This is a genomic window from Microbacterium altimontanum, from assembly GCF_058349865.2.
Genome location: NZ_JBYRJB020000011.1, coordinates 41,909 through 62,989 on the forward strand (window position 1 = coordinate 41,909; position 21,081 = coordinate 62,989).

The following is a 21,081-nucleotide window of genomic DNA, read 5'->3' on the forward strand; positions in this document are numbered from 1 at the left end:
TGACGACTGGACCGCTTCCAAATATTGTTATGTAGGTCAGATACACAACTTTACTAGGAGGTAGTTGCCATGCGCGCGCTCCCCGTCCCCCAGGACGTCGTTGACCTGTTGGTCACAGCGATCCTGATCAGCAGCACCGACATCACGCAGTCTCCCGCCCGGGTGCCGATCGTCGCCTCGGGCCGCTCCCCCGCCGCAGTTCTCGCCGACGCCGACCGTCTCGGTCAGCAGCTGTGGGACGAGAACTACGCCAGCGTCAGCTTCGCCAACCGCTGCAGCGTTCCAGCGCCCCGCTACGAGTGGCGTCCCGTCGCGGAGTTCCTGGGCGACCGCATCGACACCGAGCAGATCCTGCAGATCGAGCGGTGCCGGCTGTACATGGAGGAGGTCTCCTGCCATCACGCCGGGTGGGACGACTCCGAAGCGAACCGGCAGCTGAGCCGCCTCGAGCAGAGCATCGAGGCTCGCCTGTACTTCCATCCCCGCGAGGCATCCACGCAGGAGCCCGGCGTCGTGGAGTACGTCGGACTCAGCCGCGCCGTCGACGAGTGGACGCGCGAGATCGGATTCCGATCCTCGCTGACCGTGGCCGCGGCCGCGAAGGCCCTGGACGTGGGTGACCGATGAGCCTCGCGACTCCGCGCAAGCACGCGGACATCCCCGACGAGATCCTCACCCGGCTGCGCCGGATGATCATCGGTCTGCTCACGATCGGCCTCGCGGTCGGCGCCGGCTGGCTCGGCATCCTCCTCGCGCCGCACATGGGCAAGATCCTGCTGACCGCGGCCGCGATCGTGCTGCTGTGGGCGCTCGTGATCAGCGTGATCGACTTCTTCCGCAGCAGCTGAGGCCACCATGTCGGCCTACAAGGTCACCTGGACCCAGCAGGCGATCGCCACCGCAACCGTCGACGTCGAACTCGACGAGCTCGCACGGTGGGCGATCTCCGCCGGCGTCGTGCGCGCAGGCCCCGACCCACGACCCGCGGATGCGGAAGCGCTGCGGCGATCGCTCGAGCGCAACACCCATCTGCGCGACGCGCTGCTTCGGCTCTACGCCACCCGGCAGCAGACCTGACACGACTGAGGGGCGCCCCATCCGGGACGCCCCTCAGTCACTTGCTCGCTCACACCAGGCGTGCGGCGAGCTCGTCGATCTTGTCCGGCCGGAACCCGGACCAGTGATCCTGATCCGTGATCACAACCGGCGCCTGCAGGTAGCCGAGCGACTTCACCTGCTCGAGCGCGGCGGGATCTTCCGACAGATCGAGAACGTCGTAATCGATCCCCTTGGAATCCAGCGCGCGATAGGTCGCCGTGCACTGGACGCACGACGGCTTCGTGTACACCGTGACAGCCATGTGACTCATCCTCCTCTCTTGGTCTCGTAGTTTGTGGATCGGGTCAGACACGCTCGCGGGCGCGGCGGCGCAGCCAGACGACGGTGGCCACCAGGGCGGCGATCAAGCCGCTGGCCACGACGATCTGCGGCCATCCGAACCCGATGCCGTCGATGAACGGAATGACGACCTCGGTGCCGTTCGCGAGCAGGTGGTACTGCAGCATCCAGTCGCGCACCGGGTGGAGCAGCACACCGAACGAGAACATCCCGGTCGCCATGCCTCCGCAGAGCATGAACATCAGCGTCAGCAGGTCGTCCTCGTTCTCGGCCACAGACTGCGTCATGAGATCCACACCTCCTCGGGCGTGGGCGCCGGCGCGTCCGGGTAGCGGATCTCGCCGGCGCGGTCCTCGAGCACGTTGACGTACTCACCGGCGAACTCCTCCGCACGTTCGCGCGCAGCACCCTGGGTGAGTGCGAACGCGAAGGCCTGCTCGTGCGCGAGCTCGGCCCGGTTCTGAGTGCTCTGCATCACTGCTCCTTTCGTTCACGCGGCGGCGGGGCGCCGGTAGGTGAGCACTTCGTTGTCCGACACGGTCATCAGGCCCTCGTCGCCGGTGTCGAGCTCGCGGTACTCGATCGCCATCGCGTCCTCGTCGACGATGTCCGGCTCCACGGACTCCACGACCACCCAGATCCCGAGGGTGGAATCGGACAGCACCAGGTCGCCGACCGCGAGGTCGCCGGCCAGGCCCTCGGAGATCTCCCCGTAGCCTTCGTCGTCATCGGCGGCCGCGGCGGGTTCGTCGTCGACGTCCAACGGCTCGGGCTCGAACCGGACATTGCCGGCCTTGCGTGCGCCGAGCGCGACGACGTTGCTGGGCAGGGCCTTGGGAGTCTCCACCGCCGGCGGCTCGACGCCGTCGAAGAGGGTGATGCGGGTGGTCGCCCAGTCGTTGTAGGTCGGCGGGAGCTCCTCGTCGCCGTCGATGAGCGCAGACGGTTCGGCGATGGTCTTGCGAGGGTGATCAGTCTCGAGCGGGGTGAGCGTGCGCAGGTGCTCCCAGTCCTGCGCGTCGGACTTGTCGAGCTTGGCCGGGTCGGGCGTGTAGAAGGTCTGCACTTCCACCGGAAGCGACTCGGCGCTGAGGGTGACGCCGCGGCCGCGCTTGTTGCGAGGCAGCGCGACGCCGATCGCCGGAGAGTCCCACATCATCATCGCGCCCTGCGGGGAGAGCCGGCCGAGGGAGAGTCGGGCTCCGAAGTTGTCGCGCATTTCACCGCCGAGGAACTCGACGTCGGGGCGCTGGATGCCCAGCAGCATGTGGATCTTCGCGCTTCGCGCCAGACGGGCCAGATCCGACAGGAGCTCGAGCACCGGCGCCTGAGTGGGCGCCCCCTTCGGCTTCACCGTCTTGTACCAACGCTGCACGCGAGCCTTGAACGTCGCGTACTCGTCGATGATCAGTGCGAGCGGCTCGAAGTCCTCGAGGCGGGCGGTGCCCTCCTCGAGTTGGGTGTAACGCTGCTCCATGAGCTCGTGCGCTGCGTGCAGCATCCGCACCTGGTGCTCGACGCGGGCCGCGACGAGCTCGACGTTCGGCCAGGTGCGGAACCCCGCGAACTCGATCCGCTTCCCGTCCAGCACCCACACCCGCCAGCGGGCCTGCGCCAGGTGGGTGAGCACCGTGTGCTGGAACGACGTCTTGCCCGAGCCCGTTCCACCGATGACGAGCATGTGCGGGGAGACCGAGGGCTGCCATGTCTGCACCGACCCGTCCTCGTCGACGCCGATCGGGATCTTGAACGCCTTGTACTCGGCGTGCGTCAGCTGCTTCGTCGACGGCGCCGGCTCGTGCAGCACCATGTCGGGCATCGGGGGACGGATCTCGAAGGTGACCTCATCGCCCTCGAGATCCCAATGCGCCCGCCAACGCCCCGGCAGCATCGAGGAGATCACCTTCTCGATCTGCATTCGTCGCGCCGGGATCGCCAGCCGCGGCCCCATGTCGTGCTTGACCTTCATCTTGCGGACGTCGTTGGATTCGGGGTCGGTGGTGACCTCGACCTTGGCGCTCTCCCCCAGCAGCAGCTTCGCGACCTGCTCGGCCCGCTGCTGCTCTCGAGAGACCGGCGTGGTGGGCGGCGCGAGCTCGAGCACGAGGAGGCAGCGGCGGGGGACGTGCTTGAGCACGCGGTACTCCTCGCCGATGCGGCGCGAGAACGATGTGACGATCTGGTCGACGAACCGCACATCACGGTCGTCGACGTGGGAGGCGTATCGGATCGTCACCTTGCGAGGGACGCCGACCCAGCCGCGGGTCCACTTCACCGCACGGACCAGGTCGCGCGACGGACGCTGCGCGCCCAGCGACGGCAGCACCGCCTCGATGCCCGGATCGAGCCGGCTCTGCTTCTGGTAGGTACGGATGCCGGACGCGACCGACACGGCCGCGATCACCACAGCTGCAACCCACACCCACGCGATCGCGTCGGTGAAGCGGGCCTGCATGTTCACTCCGGTCAACACCACCGCGGCCGCCAGCACCACCAGTGCGGGGAAGATCCCCGTCACCTGCCGACGCGGCAGCACTCCCAATGGGGCGACCGGCGCCGACGACGGACGGGCCGGCGGGCGAGCAAGTCGAGTCGCCATCGGATGCCTCCTGAACCGGGCCGCGCCGATCGCGGCCCTCTGCGTCATATAGGCCCCGCGAACCCCTCTTCGCGGACACGAGGATCTGGATCTGGCAGCTTCGAGCGACCCGGGAACCCGCCGCGCTCGATGTGGCGAGAGGTATTGCGGGCGTAGTGCCGCAGCACTTTCCCGCACATCAGCGCAATATCGTCGCCACCTTGGCGCTTGACAACAGTGGTAGGCTTGCCCCGCGTAGCTGAAGCGAAGTCGGAAGCGGAGCGGGGCAAACCCCCCACCGCCGTAAGAAATATCCAGCCCGCAATATCCCCGCAGCATCACCGCATCAGCTGCACTCTCTCGGCGGCGACCCGGGCCGCACATCCCCCGCATAACGTTCACGCGCGGGCCGGACTGCAGCTGTCGGCGGTCGGGCGGCGCTCAGCCCTGAGCGGAGCTCTCGCCGCGACGGTTCTCCCACTCGCGCCGCATCCACTCCCCCTGACGCACTGCTGCGGCCCGGCTCACGCCACGCGCGGACTCTGGTGCCGGCGGGAACGGGGCGCCGTTGTTGTGCCGCTGCTCGAGCATCGCGGCCGCGGCGATAAACAGCGCCTCGACCACCGATGACAGCGCCGGCGTGCGAGCATCGCGCAGCACCCACCAGGTGGCCTTGAGTCGTGCGTGCAGGTCCGCGGGAAGGTAGTACGCCACGAGCCGGTGCCCCTCCGAAGCAATACTCCTCGGCCCCTGCGCGCCCCGAGGCGCAGACGGGAACGGTCGGCCGCCGTTGTGCTCGAGCTCAGCCGCCGTGACGTACTCGAGGAAGATCCCCTCCACCAGGGCCGAGAGCGTCGGCGCTCCGTCCGGGCACTCGCGAGTCGCCCACCAGGCGGCCTTGAGTCGCGCATGCAGCGCTGCCGGCAGGTAGTACGAAACAGATCGGTATCCGGTTGCTGTGGTGCGCGCAGCGGGACCGGATACTGCCTGATCGTCGACGTGGGGGGCGTCTCGATCGGTCACACATCACCGTCTGGAAAATGGCGGGCTGAGCCCGCGGGTGTTCGGGTAATCGGTAGCCTACCCGCCGCTTATCCAGACGTCAGGGCCTCAGCTGCCCGTGCTACTGGCAGGAGCCGACCGGGCAGAGCTCGACGCCCCAGAGCTCGAAGAAGTCCTCCGGGTTGACGAAGTTCTGGTGCTCGGGGAGCGTCGCCGGTCGCGGCAGGCGAGTGTCGTTCTGGGACAGGATGAGCTTCGCGACCTCGGGGTTGGTGTTGTTGGCGACGTTGATCCGCAGATCAAGGTGGCAGCCGCCGGAGGGCGGGACGTTGCCCACGACGCCGATCTGCTGGCCGGCTTCGACGGTGTCGCCGACGTCGACCAGGCGCTGCGACTTGTACATGTGCAGGTAGGAGACCACGTAGCCGTCTGCGTGCTCGATCGACAGCCACAGGGCGCTTGAGAGGACGACCTTGCCAGGCAGGATCGCGTAGACCGGGTCGCCGCAGGGGTTGGGCCACCGCTGCAGGTCGATCGCGGCGTGCCAGGTGGAGGCGCCGGGGACGCCGGCGGCGCGAGGTCCGTAGCCGCTGGTCATGTTGTAGTCGGAGCGCAGGGGCAGCTGGATCTCGCCGTCGATGCTGCCGCTGCAGCCGCCGCCGATGATGCCTTCGCCCAGGGTGGCAATCAGCTGCTCGGCCGCGGGCTCCCACTTGTCGTAGGCATCGGGGAAGGCGCTGACCTGAACCCTCTGAGCCGCGACGCCGGGCTCCATGCTCTCCCAGCCGTTGATGTCGAGCAGGCCGCGCGGGGAGCCCCCGTTGGGGCCGGTGGGGCCGCCGAAGAACGCCTTGATGGAGTAGTCGAGGTTCATGAGCTCCGCGACGGTCCCCCACCCCGACACGCGCTGCTGGAACGGGTTGACGCTGTCGTGGTCGCTGCCGACCGCGTCGTGGGGGTAGTTGAGCGACTCGGGGACGGAGGAGTTCGCGTACATGCGCAGCACGGATTCCTGCAACGCCGTCATCAGAGCGATCTTGAGACCCTTGTCGGAGACGCCGAGGTCACGCCCGACCGTGATGATGCGGGTGGCGATCGCGATCTGCTTCTCGTTCAGCGTGATCTTGCCGCCGCGGCCATTGGGGATCTCGATCGACTGCGGCGCGGCCGCGGCCGCCGGCGCCGTCTCGCTCGTCGACGAGCTCCCCCACCCCGTCGACGAAGCGGGCGGCTTCGAGCTCGACGACGCCGGCGGGGTCGGTCGCGTCGACGTCGCATCGCCCCACGACGCCGAGGAGGCCGTCGACGCGGGGACGCACCCGCCGCCATCCGATCCCACTGCGCCGGCGGACGAGGCGATGACGCCCATGAACACCGCGAGGAGCCCACCGACGACCATGGCGAAGATCAGGCCGACGACGCAGAGGATCGCGACGATCCGCTTCCACGGCGACCGAGCCTCGTCCTCGTCCACTGTCAGATCCGTCATCAGCGCGTGAGCTCCCGGGGACGGTAGGCCTCAAGCTGGCGGCGCCGCTCGAGCGCACGGGCAGAGGGCCGCTGCGCCGGGCGGGGCGGCAGCGAGGAGATGTCCTGCACCCCGGTCGCGGACTTGCGGTGCGCGGTGGCCACCCCCTGCGCGTCGACCTCGATGCGGCTGGCGCGGGTTTCGGCGACCTTCACGACCTTGAGCTCGCCGGCGTCGACCACCTGAGGCGCCACCCGGCGTGCGGCGGCGTTGGTGACGGCCGACGTGGCCTTGTTCGCGGTCTTCCGGGCGACGCTCTTGCCGACGACCACAGCGCCGGCTGCGGCCGCGCCGGCGACTCCGCCGCTGGCTGCTCCCTTCGCGACGGTAGCGGCACCCTTCGCGACGGAGGTCGCTGTGGACGCCGCGCCGAGGGCCTTACGAGCCGCGCCAGGACCGACCGAGGGTCCGCGGGTGCCGGAGGGGCCTCTGCCGCCTCCTGCGCCGCCCTGAGGGCCGGGGTCGCGGACCTGGGTGAGGGTCACGGGCTCGGGCTCCGGTGCAGCGGGCTTCTCCGGCAGCGCCGCGGCGCTCGGCTTGGCCGGACGGCGCTTGATCAGATCCTTCGCGGTGTTGGCCATGCTGGCGATAGCGCTCATCTTGAGCAGGGCGTTGGAGTCCTTCGGGCCGGGCTTCATGCCCAGGCCGAGCTTGTTCAGGTGGCCCGCGACACCGCGCCCGGCGCGCAGGGTGGCCCGACGTGCCCGCCACACCAGGACGATGACGATGATCAGGAAGATGATCAGAAGAACCATCCGCAGCTGGTGCGGGAGGAAGCCGGTCTGCCCCATGATCCAGGTCGTCAGCTTGAGGTACAGCGCCATCACGACGGTCATCACCGCGAGGCTGATCGCGCCCATGTAGGTGTCGGAGATCGCCTTCCACAGCGGCTCGCGGTTGACCGGGAGGATGCACAGGTACACCAGCAGCATCGACTTGACCGCGGCGACCAGGAAGAACACCACCGACACCATCAGCAGCGCCGCGATCACCATCCCGAACACGAACATGACGGAGACCCCGCCGCCGGCGACCATGGCGTTGAGGATGTTCATGCCGCCGGGGTTGTCGTGCGCGAACCTCGCCGCCTCGGGGGCGCAGTCTCGCAGCGCCGACTGCGGCTCGCCGGACTGGATGAAGGTGTCGAAGATGCCCTGGCAGTTGTCGGGCAGCACCTGGGCGTAGGAGATCACCTGGTACGGAATGCGCACGAAGATGTCCATCAGCGTGGCGTTGACCGCGGTCGCAAGCGTCCCGTCGCTGCTCTGCGCGTCTGGATCTACGACGATCGAGTTGGCCAACTGGCTGCCGAACTCCTGCGCGTTATCCAGAACACCGCCGGTGGCGGTGAGTGTGGCGACCGGGTTGGCGAGCACGCCCACAGCCAGGACGGCCAGGACGGCGGAGACGAGCATTTCCCAGAGCCCGCCGGACACGCGCCCGACGTAGAGGGCGATGCCTCCCACCAGGGCGCTGATCATCAGCGCGAAGGGAATCCAGTTGACCGTGCCCAGCTGCTCCTGCATCCACACCGCGAGGGCGTTGAACGGGGTGGCCAGCCACGCGACCCACTCGAAGCTGAGGAGGAAGTCGAACAGCCAGAGGATCACGCCGGTCGCGAAGTACTGCATCGACCACAGCAGCTGCACGATGAAGTTGACGACGACCGTGCCCGGCGTCCACACGTCGCCGGCGTTGATGTCGATCACCCCGTACTGGGAGAACGGGTTGCCGTGGCTGTCGATGTAGTCGACGCCGTCCGGGAGGAAGCTCACCGCGTGCGCGGTCTGGCCCTGGATGAAGGTGAAGTACCCGATGAGCCCGATGGTGGCGATGGTTCTCGCCCACCGGGGGTGCCGGTGCGCCCAGACCCGGGCGCGCCAGGCCCACCCGCCCATCGAGCGGAAGGCGTCAACGTAGAACGTGATCATGAGATCTCCACGGGGGCGGAGGGAGTGGACAGCACCGCCTGACGACGGTCGGGGCGGGCGGGCAGCGTCTTGCGGAACTTGCCGTAGCGGCCGCGGACGTCGCGCATGATCCCCTCACCGCGGCGCTCGATCGGCACCTTCCGGTCGGGTCCGATGGGGCTCAGGTTGGTCATGACCTCACGGACGAGCTCGGGCGAGACGGGCAGGCCCAGCCAGTCGACGGCGCGCTTGGCGAGGGTCTCGTCGCGCTGGCGCATGACGAACCGGATGGGGATCAGGCCTCGGGTGACCTCGTCGCCGAAGTCGTGCGGGTCGTGGGAGCCGACCGCGGCCGCGGCGGCGTGCTTGCGGCCGTCGCGGAAGAACGTCTGCAGTTCGGCCTGGCCGTCGCGGGAGGCGCTGATGTGGTGGGTCTCGTCGAAGATCGCCAACGCGAAGCGGTGGCGGTCCATGAAACACACCTCGCGGGTCAGCTGGGCGAGCATCGCGTACATGGCTCGGCCGACGATCTTCTCAATGGGCATCTGCTTGAACAGGTGCTCGTTCTCGACCTCGGCGCGGTCGGGCAGGCTCAGCCCGTGAGTGGTGAACACGACCGCGTCGACGGCCTTGAGATCCAGCGGGGGCAGGGACTCGTCGAAGAGAACGGCGCCGAAGTCCTTGGTGGCCACGACGCGGATCAGGCCGAGCAGTTCCGCCGCCACCGCGTTCTGCTGCCCCAGCTGGCGCAGGTGCTCGATGAGCGCACCGAGGCTGGTGATCCGGTGCGTCTCCATGTACTCCGCCTCGAGCAGCCCCGACAGCTGCACGCCGCGGGTGTCCATGGTCTGGATGCCGAGCATCAGCGAGAACAGCGACTGCACCATGCGGGCGCCCTTGCGCGGGCCGAGCACCCGCAGCGGGTCCAGAGACCACTGCGGCTCGAGCATGTCGATGACGCGGGTGGAGGTTCCTGGCAGCGACTCGGCGAACGTGGCGTACTCGCGGGCCACGGTGCGGTCCAGCGCCACGATCAGCCCGCCGCGATCGAGCACGTCACCGGCGACGCTCTTGAGCAGGACGCTCTTGCCGGCGCCGAGCTCGGCGACCACTCCGAAGCTGCCGGAGGAGTCCGCCTGGATGTTGCCGAACAGGTCGACGAGGATCGGGGTGTGCCGTCCGGTGGTGATGTTGTCGCCGAGACGGATGCCGCGGTCATCGCCGAGGGCGCTGCTGACGACGGGCAGGCCGGACGCGAACTCGCGGCCGGTGGTGATCTGGGACAGGTCGCGCACGATGCGGGAGGTCGGTACACCCGGCTGCATCGCCCACCAGAGCTCTTCCTGGCCGCCGAGGGGCGCTTCCAGGAGGAAGTCGGAGGCCTTGTAGTCGGCGGCGATGTAGCGGGCGCGAGCCTGCGCCGTGGCGGGATCGGGGCCGCCGACCGCGTAGATCACGGTCGCTTGGACCTCGACCTCCTTGTCGCTGGCGTTGAGAGAGGCGTGGTACGCCGCGAGGGTCTCAGCGACCTGCGCGAGATCTGACCCGCTGCCGGTGATCGCGAGGGTGCCGGACTGCTGGTCGACCTGATCCAGCAGCTGCTCCTCGGCGCGCTTGTTGCGGCGCTTGACCGCGTCGGCGCTGGTGACGGTCAGCCGGATCGCCCAGTCGACGTCGAGCTCGTACTGCTCGACGCGGGAGATCCACTCGACGCCGGGCATCAGCCATCCGCCCTTCGGGCCTCCCACGACGGCCTGCATGATCTGGTAGCTGGGGGCGTCGGCGTGCGGGCTCTGCACCTTGAGGTAGCGGCGGTTGAACGGCAGGAACCGCTTGAGCTCGGCCGGGGAGAGGTCGGACTGGCCGCCCTCGTCGATCCAGGGGTTCGGCATCGCGGTAGGCAGCTGGGTGGCGGGCACTTCCGCGATGCCGACGTCGCCGGCCTCGGGGACGGAGCCGTCGATGTCCAGGCCGCGGTGCTGAGAGTGCAGTGCCATCCAGACGTATTCCGCGACGGTGGCGGGGCGGGCGTAGAAGTCGGCGGGGATACGGTTCTCGATCTCCTGGGCAGCGGCCATGGCCGCGGCGATCTCGGATTCGGCCGGTGTGGTCCGAGGAAGGGCCAGCTGCTCGCGGAACTGCTCGAGGCCGGCGCGCCAGGCGGCCTGCGATCGGGTGCGCCAGTTGCCGGCAGACAGGGGGATGGAGAGCCAGTAGGCGCGCTCCCCCAGTGCGATCTCCTCGAGGGAGTCGAGAGTGAGGGCGCATTCCTCGGCCCATTCGGGATGCTGGCGGATGTCGACTCCCGCGAGCATCTTGTCGACGATGTCAACGGGGTCGCTCGTGGCGCACAGCCCGATCAGCAGCGCCTCTCCCCGGAGCGACTGGAACAGCGCCTGGTGCTGACCGAGCACCAGCTGACGGAGCTCGTCGGTGCCGTACCCGTGCGGGAGGCCCTGCAGGCGCCAGGTGGCCCAGATCGTGCCGGTGCGGGTCCACATCAGGTGTCCGGCGAAAGAGGCGGCGGGAATGCGCATGAGACGTGCTCCTAGTTCGTGTTCTTGGACTGCTGCAGCAGACGCTCGACGGCGCTGACCGCGGCGCGAGGCTTGGCTGCAGGCGCGGGGGCGGGGCGCTCAGGACGGCGCTCGGGCACTGCCGGAGGCTGCTCGGGGGCGGCATCCTCGAGCTCGGCGCCCTGGTGGTCCGCCACGGGGGGCGGCATCCGGGTCGACCCGATCGCCTGGTGCGGACGCGCTAGGCGGATCGGGCGGGCCTGATACCTCCCCCCGTGCGGCTTGAACATCGCCGCGACCGCGCCGACGAAGGCGAGGACGAGGTTGCGGCGCGTCATCGGGATAAGTCCGACGAGCCAGGTCACGCCCCAGGCGACACCGACCGTGATAGCCAGATCGAGGAGAGTCGCTCCCGTGCTCCACAGCGTTCGCGTCGCGAGCAGACCCATGAGAGCCACGCCGCCGAAGCCGACCTGGGTGAGCGTGTACGGCCCACCCGGGATGCGAGACCCATCGGTCATCCGACCGATCATCTTCGGGAATCGGCGCGACCGCGTGTAGAAGCGGGCGATCTCCTCGTTGGCCACGAGTCAGGCAGCCAGGTCGTGACCGACGACGTCGGTGATGGCGGCGGGGGCGGCGTTGGTCTCGTTGTTGATGGTCTGCGAGAACCAGCCAAGACCGTTCATCGTCACCGCCCAGATGACGAAGCCGGCCACCAGCGACGTGACCAGGAGCTTGCCCCAGGCCAGGCGGGTGACGATCGCCACGACGATGACCAGGACGATCGAGGCGAGCAGCGCGAACGCCTGCACGACGCCGGTCCACGTCGAGAAGAGGTTGTTGAGGTATTCGGAGAGTGCCATTGCAGTGCTGTCCTTTCGGTGCGTCCCGGGCTATCGAGACGGGTTGGGTGTGGGGTCGGCGCCGGGCGCGGCGCTTTCCAGTGGGGCGAGATCGACGGATGTCGTCTCCCAACGCCCGTCGCGCGCGGTGAGCGTGAGGGCGTAGGTCGTGGTCAGCCGCTGGTCGCTGGCGCTCAAGACCTCGGCTGTCGCGAGGACGTGCACCACCGATCCCGTGCTGGGGGTGTCACTCGGCTCGACGTCGCTCTTGACGTCGGTGACCGTGATGGTCATGTACGGCGCCGGGGTGATCGCGGAGATCTCCGAGCCGGGCGAGACGTAACGGCTGATCTCGCCGGAGCCAGCCAGGTAGGCGGAGAGGAACGCCTCGACCGTCTGCCGAGCGCTCGAGGTCTGCAGCACCGTCTGGCCATACGCCAGGCGCACGGCGCTGTCTTCCTTCGCCGGCGCAGCAATCGGAGCGGGCAGACCCACCACCGACAGGCCTGCGTCCGTGACGCGGGCGGTGACGGCGAAGTAGCGGCGCGGCCAGACGGTGGCGCCGCTCTCGCTCTCCATGTCGAACTCCTCGACGTTGGCGGCGACGACCACGCTCACCAGATCCGACTCATCCGTCTTCTCCACCGACACCACGGCGAGGTCGCGGTACTTCCATGCGGTGGCCGACAGCTGCCCGACAGCGGCCGGGTTGATGTACGTGGCGAGGGTGCCTTCGTCCTCGCGCGAAGCTCCCAGCCATGCCGCGACGAACGCTGCACCGTACTCCCCTGCCGACTGCTCCTGGGCGGTCAGCGGGGCGTCGACGGCGACCTGAGCGACCGCCTGGCGAGGCTGCCCGTTGATGGCCGCGTTGACCAGCGCGAGCGGGCCGCACGCGACCGCGACGATCAGCGCACCGGTGACGGCCTTCTGACCGAACCCGCGTCCGGCCGTCCACTCGCTACCCTTCGCCGGCGTCGTCTTCGACCCCTTTGCCGGCTTCGCTTCCTTCGGCTTGCGCAGAGTCATCACACACCCCCGCTGAGCTGAATGCCGGCCACCCGCATCGCTGCCGGCGCGGCTTCGCGCAGTTCCGCGAGTGCCGCTTCGACACCCCCGTAGGTGCTCGTGTCGAACGGGCGATCCAGGGTCCGAGCTACCGCATCCTCGAATCCCTGAGTCGCACGGATGGCGCGCGCGGCGTCGGGCTTGAAGCTGTCCCAGGTCGGGTCGCTGAGGTTGTCATCCGCCACGGCCACGTTCCCTTCTCGTCGTCGTCTTCACTCCCCCGCACCGGGGGCTCTACGTCATATAGGCCCCCCTTCTGGCCCTTCGCGGACACCGGACGACGAGATTTCTTGCAGGAATATTGCGCCCTTGTGCCCCTTGCCTTATCGCGCCGCTGATCTGGGTTTTGTAGATCTGATCCAGGCGCATTTCTGCCAGTACGCGCTTGCGCGCGCAGATGGCGTGCGCCCTTATCCAGACGTTGACCCTGGGGTGCTGAGGAACGTGGCCGCCGTCAACCGACGTAGCGACGAAGGGGCCATTTCCATGCACGTCTACAACGCAGCCACCACCCTCGAGCGGGCACTACTGAATGAGTGGAACAGCACGCTCGCGACCTTGCGCCACGACTACGGCGCCCTCGGGGAGCTCGCCGGCGATGAGGCGATCGAGCTCATCCGCCGGCCCCAGCCGGCCGAGGCCCGCGACCAGATCCTCAGCCAGCTGCTCGAGCTCGAGCACGGCGGAGACGTCGTCGCCGGCAAGGTGATCCTCAAGTCCTTCCTGCCCCTGGCGTTCCGCCTGGCACGCACCTGCAGCAGCGTCCGCGCCATCTGGCGCAACTCCCCCACCGACGCCACCGCGACGACGATCGGCGCACTGTGGGAGGTCATTCGCACCTACCCGCTGCACCGCACGAGCTCGGTCGCCGGCAACATCCGACTCGAGTGCATCAAGCTCCTCGAGCGAGGCTTCGGGGCTACGCCCGACATCGAGCTCGCGGTCGACGACGAGACCCTGGAGCACCTCGTGAACGCGGACGCCGACACCGAGACCGACGACCCTCTGCGCGACCTCGTCACCCTGTTCACCTGGGCCATCGACAACGGCACTCTGACGGCCGACGAGGTCCGCCTGCTCGCCCGGATCGAGCTCGCCGAAGGCAACCCGGGCGAAGAGCGCCAGCAGGCAGCCGACGAGCTCGGCATCAGCCGCGACACCCTCAACCGCCGGGTGCATCGCATCCGCACCAAGCTCATGACCGCGGTGTGCGGTGACGTGCAGGAGCGGATGTCCTACGCCCCTCGCCGCAGCTGACACACCCCTTTCGCCGACAAAGCCCCTGGATGGCCCCCAGGGGCTTTGTCACGTCCGGCGATGCCCTCACACCCGAGCGCAGGGCCGTTCGACGCTCAGAATGGCTCTGACGGCCTGCTGGGGGCATGATCGTGATCGCCTTCCCCCCACAGCCGCCCGCTCATCGACCAATCCCCCCTCTCCGGTCTCCCGCCGCATCCGTCCCTTGCTCCACCTGGCGGCTCTCCCCTGGGCCGCAACATCGCTGCACGTCGATAGGCTCATCGGTGCAACACCCTCCGCTCGATCGTTCGCTCCACTGGCGCAATACGACACGGGGGTCTGGCGGATGATCACCGCATGCACCGCGCTCGATCACCGCACGGCATCTGCCCGATTCTCGCAATATCGGTCGCAATATCGCACGCAATATTGTGGCTACATTGAGCGCATGTATTGCGCGGGTATTGCGCTCAGTATAGCACCTTTCATGCGGCACTCTGCCGCATAGGTTCCGCCGCATCCGCGCCACTGTCCGGTAATAGTTCCGGCGATGTGCCGCCGTACCTCCGCTCGCTTCCCGCCCATACTGCGCCGATACCGCGCTCTGTCGCGAATCGATGCGCCCGCAGTATTGCGCCGTTATTGCGGGTGTAGTCCGCAGTTATATCGGGGGTCTATCGCTAGACTGCCGCCATGGATCAGCACATGTGCTTACAGTCGAGCGTGGCAACTGCGCCACGTCGTCGCAGGGTCACCGCCACATCGGCGCTTATGAGGAACGGGAGGGACGGATGAAGGTCATCGCGATCGCCGGACAGAAGGGCGGGGTCGGTAAGACGACCAACGTCATGAACCTGGCGGCATGCCTGACGCGCGGTAGCCGCGTCCTCGTGGTCGACGTCGACCCGCAGGAGTCCACGACCTGGTGGGCAGAGAACGCGGGGGAGGAGTTGCCTTTCGACTTCACCGCTGACGTCGACCCAACCAACCTCTCGCTGATCCGCAACGCCGACGACTACGACTACGTACTGATCGACACCCCAGGCAGCCTCGACAACACCGCTGTCCTGTCCGCCGTTCTCGACGTGGCGGACTTCGTCATCCTCCCGCTGAACCCCGAGCCCCTGGTCGTGCCGGCGCTCCGTCGCACTGTCGCCCAGCACATCGCACCGCGCGGCCTCGACTACCGGGTGCTGCTGAACAAGATCGACCGACGAGTGTTCGGCCAACTCGAGGACTGGCAGGAGCTCGTGGATGACGGCCTCAAGATGCCCCGGTTCGAGGGGTACATCCGGGCAAGCAAGAGCATCGCGGACGGCCCGCTGGACGGGAAGGTCGTCACTCAGTACAGCGACACCCGCGCCACGCAGAACGCGATCTTCGACTTCACCACCGTCGCCCGCGAACTGCAGGCCGCACTAGAGGCCACGCCCGCCATGAAGGGAGCGAACTGATGGCACGCAAGAGCCTTGGATCACTGGTCGGCAAGGACGCTGACACACCAGTGCCGACCGTGGGGGAGCAGGCGGCGCCTGCGCCCGCAGCCGCACCGACCCCACCCGTGCAGACTGAACCGGCGCCGGCTACGGCAATCGAAAAGGCGACGCCGCCTCCCGCCGCAGAGGAGTCCAGCACCCCGGCCCGCAAGACGCGCGGTCCCCGCCGCACCGCGACGGCGGCGGACGGCGAGAGCGATCGCGAGACCGCCTCCAAGGGCGTCCCGGTGCACCTGACCGAGGAGCTCAACGAGCGGCTGCAGGCGTACATGGCTACCACCCGTTGGAGCCATCACAACGTCCTTCTCGACGCGATCGAGACGACGTATGAGCGCCTGCCTGAACTCATCGCCGAAGCAACCGCCGCTGCCAGCCGCAAGGCCGAGCGCACGGTCCTGTTCGCCCGCCCCAACCCCACCGCGCCCAAGGCGTCGGGGGAGGCCCGTGTCAAGCACACCGTGAAGATGAGCGACACCAACCGGAACATCCTCGACCGCGTCACCGCCGAGGTCGGCGCCCCCAGCCGCAACTTCCTCATCACCGTGGCCTACGAGGCCTACCTGCCCACCATCGAGAAGAGCTAACCCATGACGACAACCGCCCCTGAGAAGACCAGCAAGCGAGCCCGGAACACCGAGAAGGCTGCGACCCGACCCGCCGCGGTCGGGCAGCCGACCAAGTCTCGTCGCCGCGTGTGGATGATCGCCCTCGGCATCACCATCGTCCTCATCGGCGCGTTGGCCACCTGGTACGTCACCACCACCACGTCACGCACCGTCTCGGTCCTGACCATCAGCGACGCCGTCCAGCGCGGTGAAGCGATCACCCAGAACGACCTCACGACGATCTCGATCGCCGGCGGTCAGAACGTCGACGCGATCCCCGCGTCGGAAGCATCCGACATCGTCGGGCAGGTCGCAGCAGTCGACCTGCCCGCCGGGTCGCTGCTCACCACCAGCAACATCATCGACACGCTGCCGGTCCCGGAAGGCTCCTCGATCGTCGGCATCGCCTTGAACGCGAGCCAGCTGCCCTCCTACCGTCTCGCCGCCGGAGACGCCGTCCGCCTGGTCGACACCCCGGTCGCGCAGGGCGAACCGCCGACATCCGACCCGCAGACCTTCGACGCCACGGTGTTCACCACCACCTACGACGAGGCCAACCAGACCTGGATCGTCGACGTCGTGGTCCCCGAGCGCGAAGCCGCATCCATCGCGGCGCGCGCTGCTACCCAGCGCGTCTCCATCGTCCTCGACGGCGTGGGGGAGTAACCCCCCCCATGTCGATCGTCTACCTCACCAGCACATCAGGTGCGCCGGGAATCTCCACCCTGGCAACCGCCCTCACGCTCAACTGGCCGCGTCCGGCTCTCCTGCTCGAGGCTGACATCGCCAAGACCAGCCACATCCTCTCCGGCTATCTGCGCGGTCAGTACCAGCACGTTCAGAGCCTCACCGAGGCCGCGATCGCCAACCTCCGCGGCGGGATGGACGGGGAGACCCTCTTCGCGCAGACCATCAGCCTCGGCGAGGGCCGCTACGTCATCCCCGGATTCAACGACCTCGGCGGGGCGCGTGGAACCACGAGCGCGTTCTGGGCGAACCTGCTGCGCGCACTCGAGCAGCTGCCGCGCACCGCCGCCGCTCCCGACCTGGACATCATCGTCGACGCCGGACGGTTCGCCCCCGGAGACCCCCGCAGCCCCTTGATCGCCGCCGCGGACGCGGTGCTCGTAGTCACCGGGAACACGCTCCCCGACATCCACGCCCTGTACGCGAGCTCGGGCGCATTCGGCTCCACGCTCGAGGCATCCGGCCACCGCGACTATCTCGGGCTCACGATCACCACCAGCCCGCTGCGAGGCCAGGGCTACAGCGCCCACGAGATCTCCTCCAAGACCGGCCTGCCGTTCATCGGAGCGCTGCCCTGGGACCCCGCCACCGCCGCGCACTACTCGCACGGAGCCGCAGCCCCGTCAAAGCGCTCGCCCTACACCAAGGCGCTGTCGGAGATCATCACCACCCTTGACGGTGACCTCGCCGGCCGCCGCTACACGCCCACCGCACAGGACTGACCATGGCCAAGAACCCCACCCCGGACCCCGCAGACCTCTCCACCCTGCCCCTGTTCGCGCCCGGCCAGCCTCGGCAGGCGAACCCCGCAGCCAGCCACCTGCTGCGCGCGACCACTCGCACCGAACAGCCCGCGACCGAACCGGCACCCCCGGCAGCAGCCGGCACCCTCGACCCGTTCGCACCCGCCGTCGCCGGCGCAGTCCCGCCCCCCGTGACACCGACCCGCGCGGCCGCTACCCGCCGCAGCGCGGCCGCGATGTTCGAGGATCAGGGGCGCATCCCCTGGGACGCGGTCTCGGAGATCCGCGACGCAGTGTCGACGATCCTCGCCGACGCAGGACAAGCGAACCCCACCCTCACCGATAAGAGACGCGAGGCGATGGCCCGGCAGCACACCGCCGAGCTCATCCGCGCTCGAGTCGACGACCTCACCAGGCACGGGCAGGAGCCGTGGAGCCTCGACCTGCAGGAAGACGTCGCACAGGCCGTCTTCGATGCCATGTTCCGGCTCGGCCGGCTGCAGCCGCTCGTCGACATCGAGGGCGTCGAGAACATCGACATCGTCGGCTACGACAACGTCTGGCTGACCTTCGCCGGCGGCAACCGGCAGAAGTACCCCCACCCGGTCTCGCAGAACGACGACGAGCTCGAGCGGGAGATCAACTTCATCGCCACCCGCCGCGGCGAGGGCGCACGGTCGTTCAACTCCTCCCGCCCCTCGCTGCACCTTGACCTGCCCGGCGGCGCCCGTCTGGCTGCGCTCGCGCGACCGGTTGCCGAGCGCCCCTCGGTGACCATCCGTATCCACCGTCACGTCGACATCTCCCTCGACGACCTGGTGGCCACGCACACCATGACCCGGCTCGCGGCGCGGTTCCTTGAGGCCTCGGTCCGCGCCGGCCTGAGCCTCGTCACCAATGGCTTCCAGTCATCGGGAAAGACGACGCTGCTGCGTGCGTTGGCCGACTGCATCCCGCCGGACGAGAAGCTGGCGACGATCGAGATGGAGCGCGAGCTCTACCTGCACAAGAACCCCGTCAAGCACCCCCTCGTCATCGCCTTCGAGTACCGTCCCGGCGAAGGCGAACCGGGCGCGGCGGGGGAGCGGGCCGGCGAGTTCCCGCTGATCCGCGGACTCGAGGACTCGCTGCGGCACACCACCGACCGGCTCATCGTCGGTGAGGTCCGCGGCTCCGAGATCAACGCGATGCTGCAGGCGATGCAGTCGGGCGTCGGCTCGATGAGCACCCTCCACTCCCAGAGCCCCGAGGACGCAATCGAGCGCATGGTGACCCTCATGATGAAGGACGGCTCCAACGCGACACCCGCCTACTGCTACCGCCAGATCGCGCAGAACATCGACCTCATCGTGCAGATGGCGAAGATCCGCGACCACGAGACCGGCAAGGCCCGGCGCGTGATCACCGCGATCTGCGAGATCCAGCCCGGCGAGGACAGCTACGGTGTGGCCCGCCCCACCCTCAGCAAGATCTTCACCTTCGACAAGGCGACCCAGACGCTCGAGCTCGGCCAGCTGCCCTCGCGCGAACTGCTCGACAAGCTCGCCGAGGTCGGGTTCAAGGAATCCGAGCTCACGCCCTACGCCGGGGAGGCCAGCGCATGAACACAGCCGGCATCCTGATCGCCATCCTCATCGCCGCCGCCGGCGGCGTCCTGGTCGTGTTCGGGCTCGCCTACCAGGCGCCCGAGCCCGGCACGGCCAAGCCGGTGCGCTCGAGGCGCACCACGCCGCTGTTCAGCCGGCAGCAGCAGCTGTGGGCCGCGATCGGTCTGGGCGCCGGCGTGCTGCTGTTCATCTACTCCGGCTGGCTCATCCTGGTGCCCATCGCCACCGTCGCCGGCGCGACCCTCCCGCTCTTCCTCGGCAAGGGCGACGCCCCGCAGAAGATCGCCCGCCTCGAAGCCCTCGAGACCTGGACGCGCAGCCTCTCCGGCCTCACCGTCGCCGGCGCGGGCCTCGAACAGACGCTGATGGCTTCCCTCGCATCCGCCCCCGAGGCGATCAAGCCGCAGGTCGGCTCGCTCGTGGCCCGCCTCAACGCACGCTGGCCCACCCGTGAAGCGCTCGAGGCGTTCGCCCGCGACCTCGACGACCCGACCGCCGACCTGATCGTGATGCACCTGCTGCTCAAAGAGCAGGCCCGCGGCGCCGGCCTCGCCGAAGCCCTCGACGACCTCGCGGAGATCATTTTCGAGGAAGTGAAGGTGCGCCGGCAGATCGAAACCGACCGCGCCAAGCCGCGCACGCAGGTCCGCATCGTCGCGATCGCCACCCTCGTTGTCCTGGCGGTGCTGCCATTCCTCGGCAGCTACACCGCTGCCTACGGCACCCCGCTGGGGCAGATCCTGCTGGTCATCTGGGTCGGGCTATTCGGCCTCCTGCTGGTGTGGATGCGTTCGATCAGCATGGGCAAGCCAGCACCCCGGCTGCTCGTGGCCCCCGAAGCGAAGGAGGACGCGCTGTGAACCTGCTCGCACTCATCCCCGGCCTGATCCTCGGCGCCGGCGTCGCGCTCATCGTCAGCGCGCTCATGCCGCGTCAGCCTCACCTGGCGGCGACCCTCGACCGGCTCACAAACACCACCATCGCCGCCGCCGAGCCCGGTGACGACTCACTGCAGCACCGCATCGGATCGTGGGTCGCCGAGCACCTTCCCGAACGGTCCTGGCTCAAGGTGCCCACCACCGATCTGCGCCTGATTGGGATGCCGCTGGACAAGTACTACTACGACAAGGTGCTCCTGGCCCTCGTCGGACTGCTGTCCCCGCTCGTGCTGGGCCTGTTCGCTCAAGCCCTCAACTTCCTGCCGTTCTACATCCCCGCGCTGCTGGGCCTGCCCCTTGCAGTGTGGCTGTGGTTCAGCGTCGACCAGGACATCCGCTCCAAGGCCAACGACGCCCGCGCCGAGTTCACGCGAGCGGTCGCCGTCTACCTCGAGCTCGTCGCCGCAGAGCGCAAGCGCGGCGCCACCGCCGCCCGCGCACTCGAGACCTCCGCCGACGTCGGACGGTCGTGGGTGTTCGTCCGCATCCGCCAGGAACTCACCCGAGCCCGCTACGCCGGCGTCGCTCCCTGGGACGCACTGCGCACCCTCTCCGACGAGATCGACGTGCCGGATCTCGCCGACGTCGCCAAGATCGTCCGACTTTCGGGGGAGGAGGGCGCATCGATATATGAGACACTCAGATCGAGGGGAAAGACCCTCCGGCACAAGCTCCTGGCCGAGGAGCACGAGAAAGCGAACAGCGCGAGCGAGCGGATGCAGATGCCTCTGGCGACCACCCTGTTCGTCTACGTGGGCATCATCATCACCCCCCTGATCCTGAATCTCCTCGCGACATAAGAGCCATGTCCGCGAACAGCCAGGTGAGCGGCCTATATGAAGTAACGCCTCCCCAAGACGC

23 protein-coding genes are annotated in these 21,081 nt (G+C 68.5%); 11 read left to right on the top strand and 12 right to left on the bottom strand.

Translation table 11 applies throughout. The annotated features are described in order from the left end of the window. Positions 1–69: 69 nt before the first annotated feature. Genes AC3RX1_RS16430 through AC3RX1_RS16440 form a run of 3 tightly spaced genes read left to right on the top strand, consistent with a single transcriptional unit; the run spans position 70 to position 1,077 of the window. A complete protein-coding gene (locus AC3RX1_RS16430; RefSeq protein ID WP_061018386.1) occupies positions 70–627 on the top strand; it encodes a hypothetical protein in 558 nt (185 codons plus the stop codon). Further along, a complete protein-coding gene (locus AC3RX1_RS16435; RefSeq protein WP_061018388.1) occupies positions 624–848 on the top strand; it encodes a hypothetical protein in 225 nt (74 codons plus the stop codon). The genes AC3RX1_RS16430 and AC3RX1_RS16435 overlap by 4 nt, the downstream gene beginning before the upstream one ends. A gap of 7 nt (positions 849–855) precedes the next feature. Beyond that, positions 856–1,077 (top strand): hypothetical protein, encoded by a 222-nt coding sequence (locus tag AC3RX1_RS16440; RefSeq protein ID WP_061018390.1) that lies wholly within the window; start codon positions 856–858, stop codon positions 1,075–1,077. Between the two features lie 49 nt (positions 1,078–1,126). Here the strand turns inward: AC3RX1_RS16440 and nrdH are convergent, their stop codons facing one another. From nrdH to AC3RX1_RS16500, 12 genes are all read right to left on the bottom strand, one after another. Continuing rightward, positions 1,127–1,360 carry a glutaredoxin-like protein NrdH gene (nrdH, locus tag AC3RX1_RS16445; RefSeq protein ID WP_061018392.1) on the bottom strand — a complete coding sequence of 78 codons (234 nt, stop codon included), beginning with the start codon at positions 1,358–1,360 and terminating at the stop codon, positions 1,127–1,129. Between the two features lie 43 nt (positions 1,361–1,403). Beyond that, positions 1,404–1,685, bottom strand: coding sequence for a hypothetical protein (locus AC3RX1_RS16450; protein WP_061018394.1), 282 nt, complete (start codon positions 1,683–1,685; stop codon positions 1,404–1,406). Beyond that, positions 1,682–1,873, bottom strand: coding sequence for a hypothetical protein (locus AC3RX1_RS16455; protein ID WP_061018396.1), 192 nt, complete (start codon positions 1,871–1,873; stop codon positions 1,682–1,684). Before AC3RX1_RS16455 ends, AC3RX1_RS16450 begins: the two co-directional genes overlap by 4 nt. A gap of 15 nt (positions 1,874–1,888) precedes the next feature. Then, positions 1,889–3,997 (bottom strand): FtsK/SpoIIIE domain-containing protein, encoded by a 2,109-nt coding sequence (locus AC3RX1_RS16460; protein WP_197429275.1) that lies wholly within the window; start codon positions 3,995–3,997, stop codon positions 1,889–1,891. Between the two features lie 420 nt (positions 3,998–4,417). Next, the gene (locus AC3RX1_RS16465; RefSeq protein ID WP_061018400.1) at positions 4,418–4,999 is read right to left on the bottom strand and encodes a hypothetical protein; all 582 of its coding nucleotides are present in this window, start codon (positions 4,997–4,999) and stop codon (positions 4,418–4,420) included. 100 nt (positions 5,000–5,099) lie between these two features. Continuing rightward, entirely contained in the window at positions 5,100–6,467 is a 1,368-nt protein-coding gene (locus AC3RX1_RS16470) for a M23 family metallopeptidase (RefSeq protein ID WP_061018402.1), read from the bottom strand. Continuing rightward, entirely contained in the window at positions 6,467–8,437 is a 1,971-nt protein-coding gene (locus AC3RX1_RS16475; RefSeq protein WP_061018404.1) for a hypothetical protein, read from the bottom strand. Before AC3RX1_RS16475 ends, AC3RX1_RS16470 begins: the two co-directional genes overlap by 1 nt. Further along, on the bottom strand, positions 8,434–10,953 hold the full coding sequence (locus tag AC3RX1_RS16480) for an ATP-binding protein (protein ID WP_061018407.1): 2,520 nt from the start codon (positions 10,951–10,953) through the stop codon (positions 8,434–8,436). The genes AC3RX1_RS16475 and AC3RX1_RS16480 overlap by 4 nt, the downstream gene beginning before the upstream one ends. 11 nt (positions 10,954–10,964) lie before the next feature. Beyond that, positions 10,965–11,453 (bottom strand): hypothetical protein, encoded by a 489-nt coding sequence (locus AC3RX1_RS16485; RefSeq protein ID WP_157543649.1) that lies wholly within the window; start codon positions 11,451–11,453, stop codon positions 10,965–10,967. 69 nt (positions 11,454–11,522) lie between these two features. Then, the gene (locus tag AC3RX1_RS16490; protein WP_061018411.1) at positions 11,523–11,798 is read right to left on the bottom strand and encodes a hypothetical protein; all 276 of its coding nucleotides are present in this window, start codon (positions 11,796–11,798) and stop codon (positions 11,523–11,525) included. 30 nt (positions 11,799–11,828) lie between these two features. Continuing rightward, positions 11,829–12,806 carry a conjugal transfer protein gene (locus AC3RX1_RS16495; RefSeq protein ID WP_157543650.1) on the bottom strand — a complete coding sequence of 326 codons (978 nt, stop codon included), beginning with the start codon at positions 12,804–12,806 and terminating at the stop codon, positions 11,829–11,831. Continuing rightward, positions 12,806–13,036 carry a hypothetical protein gene (locus tag AC3RX1_RS16500; protein ID WP_061018415.1) on the bottom strand — a complete coding sequence of 77 codons (231 nt, stop codon included), beginning with the start codon at positions 13,034–13,036 and terminating at the stop codon, positions 12,806–12,808. Before AC3RX1_RS16500 ends, AC3RX1_RS16495 begins: the two co-directional genes overlap by 1 nt. A 295-nt stretch (positions 13,037–13,331) precedes the next feature. On the opposite strand from AC3RX1_RS16500, the gene AC3RX1_RS16505 reads away from it, so the two are divergent. From AC3RX1_RS16505 to AC3RX1_RS16540, 8 genes are all read left to right on the top strand, one after another. Further along, positions 13,332–14,102: a hypothetical protein gene (locus AC3RX1_RS16505; protein WP_061018417.1), complete on the top strand. Its 771-nt coding sequence runs from the start codon at positions 13,332–13,334 to the stop codon at positions 14,100–14,102. Between the two features lie 773 nt (positions 14,103–14,875). Continuing rightward, positions 14,876–15,538 carry a ParA family protein gene (locus AC3RX1_RS16510; protein WP_061018420.1) on the top strand — a complete coding sequence of 221 codons (663 nt, stop codon included), beginning with the start codon at positions 14,876–14,878 and terminating at the stop codon, positions 15,536–15,538. Beyond that, positions 15,538–16,164, top strand: a complete 627-nt coding sequence (locus AC3RX1_RS16515; RefSeq protein ID WP_061018424.1) for a hypothetical protein — start codon at positions 15,538–15,540, stop codon at positions 16,162–16,164. The genes AC3RX1_RS16510 and AC3RX1_RS16515 overlap by 1 nt, the downstream gene beginning before the upstream one ends. Before the next feature lie 3 nt (positions 16,165–16,167). Then, positions 16,168–16,851 carry an SAF domain-containing protein gene (locus tag AC3RX1_RS16520; protein WP_061018426.1) on the top strand — a complete coding sequence of 228 codons (684 nt, stop codon included), beginning with the start codon at positions 16,168–16,170 and terminating at the stop codon, positions 16,849–16,851. Positions 16,852–16,859: 8 nt separating this feature from the next. Then, positions 16,860–17,654 carry a CpaE/TadZ family protein gene (locus AC3RX1_RS16525; RefSeq protein ID WP_061018428.1) on the top strand — a complete coding sequence of 265 codons (795 nt, stop codon included), beginning with the start codon at positions 16,860–16,862 and terminating at the stop codon, positions 17,652–17,654. A gap of 2 nt (positions 17,655–17,656) precedes the next feature. Next, entirely contained in the window at positions 17,657–19,279 is a 1,623-nt protein-coding gene (locus AC3RX1_RS16530) for a TadA family conjugal transfer-associated ATPase (protein ID WP_259983354.1), read from the top strand. Continuing rightward, a complete protein-coding gene (locus AC3RX1_RS16535; protein WP_061015152.1) occupies positions 19,276–20,142 on the top strand; it encodes a type II secretion system F family protein in 867 nt (288 codons plus the stop codon). Before AC3RX1_RS16530 ends, AC3RX1_RS16535 begins: the two co-directional genes overlap by 4 nt. After that, on the top strand, positions 20,139–21,020 hold the full coding sequence (locus tag AC3RX1_RS16540) for a type II secretion system F family protein (RefSeq protein WP_061015153.1): 882 nt from the start codon (positions 20,139–20,141) through the stop codon (positions 21,018–21,020). The genes AC3RX1_RS16535 and AC3RX1_RS16540 overlap by 4 nt, the downstream gene beginning before the upstream one ends. Positions 21,021–21,081 lie beyond the last annotated feature (61 nt).

Excerpts from the sequence above, each read along its gene's own strand:
- AC3RX1_RS16510 (WP_061018420.1), top strand. The coding sequence starts at position 14,876 with ATGAAGGTCATCGCGATCGCCGGACAGAAGGGCGGGGTCGGTAAGACG.
- AC3RX1_RS16455 (WP_061018396.1), bottom strand. The coding sequence starts at position 1,873 with ATGCAGAGCACTCAGAACCGGGCCGAGCTCGCGCACGAGCAGGCCTTC.
- AC3RX1_RS16485 (WP_157543649.1), bottom strand. The coding sequence starts at position 11,453 with ATGACCGATGGGTCTCGCATCCCGGGTGGGCCGTACACGCTCACCCAG.
- AC3RX1_RS16495 (WP_157543650.1), bottom strand. The coding sequence starts at position 12,806 with ATGACTCTGCGCAAGCCGAAGGAAGCGAAGCCGGCAAAGGGGTCGAAG.
- AC3RX1_RS16475 (WP_061018404.1), bottom strand. The coding sequence starts at position 8,437 with ATGATCACGTTCTACGTTGACGCCTTCCGCTCGATGGGCGGGTGGGCC.
- AC3RX1_RS16440 (WP_061018390.1), top strand. The coding sequence starts at position 856 with ATGTCGGCCTACAAGGTCACCTGGACCCAGCAGGCGATCGCCACCGCA.
- AC3RX1_RS16520 (WP_061018426.1), top strand. The coding sequence starts at position 16,168 with ATGACGACAACCGCCCCTGAGAAGACCAGCAAGCGAGCCCGGAACACC.
- AC3RX1_RS16535 (WP_061015152.1), top strand. The coding sequence starts at position 19,276 with ATGAACACAGCCGGCATCCTGATCGCCATCCTCATCGCCGCCGCCGGC.
- AC3RX1_RS16435 (WP_061018388.1), top strand. The coding sequence starts at position 624 with ATGAGCCTCGCGACTCCGCGCAAGCACGCGGACATCCCCGACGAGATC.
- AC3RX1_RS16470 (WP_061018402.1), bottom strand. The coding sequence starts at position 6,467 with ATGACGGATCTGACAGTGGACGAGGACGAGGCTCGGTCGCCGTGGAAG.
- AC3RX1_RS16490 (WP_061018411.1), bottom strand. The coding sequence starts at position 11,798 with ATGGCACTCTCCGAATACCTCAACAACCTCTTCTCGACGTGGACCGGC.
- AC3RX1_RS16450 (WP_061018394.1), bottom strand. The coding sequence starts at position 1,685 with ATGACGCAGTCTGTGGCCGAGAACGAGGACGACCTGCTGACGCTGATG.
- AC3RX1_RS16525 (WP_061018428.1), top strand. The coding sequence starts at position 16,860 with ATGTCGATCGTCTACCTCACCAGCACATCAGGTGCGCCGGGAATCTCC.
- AC3RX1_RS16530 (WP_259983354.1), top strand. The coding sequence starts at position 17,657 with ATGGCCAAGAACCCCACCCCGGACCCCGCAGACCTCTCCACCCTGCCC.
- nrdH (WP_061018392.1), bottom strand. The coding sequence starts at position 1,360 with ATGGCTGTCACGGTGTACACGAAGCCGTCGTGCGTCCAGTGCACGGCG.
- AC3RX1_RS16430 (WP_061018386.1), top strand. The coding sequence starts at position 70 with ATGCGCGCGCTCCCCGTCCCCCAGGACGTCGTTGACCTGTTGGTCACA.
- AC3RX1_RS16505 (WP_061018417.1), top strand. The coding sequence starts at position 13,332 with ATGCACGTCTACAACGCAGCCACCACCCTCGAGCGGGCACTACTGAAT.
- AC3RX1_RS16480 (WP_061018407.1), bottom strand. The coding sequence starts at position 10,953 with ATGCGCATTCCCGCCGCCTCTTTCGCCGGACACCTGATGTGGACCCGC.
- AC3RX1_RS16515 (WP_061018424.1), top strand. The coding sequence starts at position 15,538 with ATGGCACGCAAGAGCCTTGGATCACTGGTCGGCAAGGACGCTGACACA.
- AC3RX1_RS16460 (WP_197429275.1), bottom strand. The coding sequence starts at position 3,997 with ATGGCGACTCGACTTGCTCGCCCGCCGGCCCGTCCGTCGTCGGCGCCG.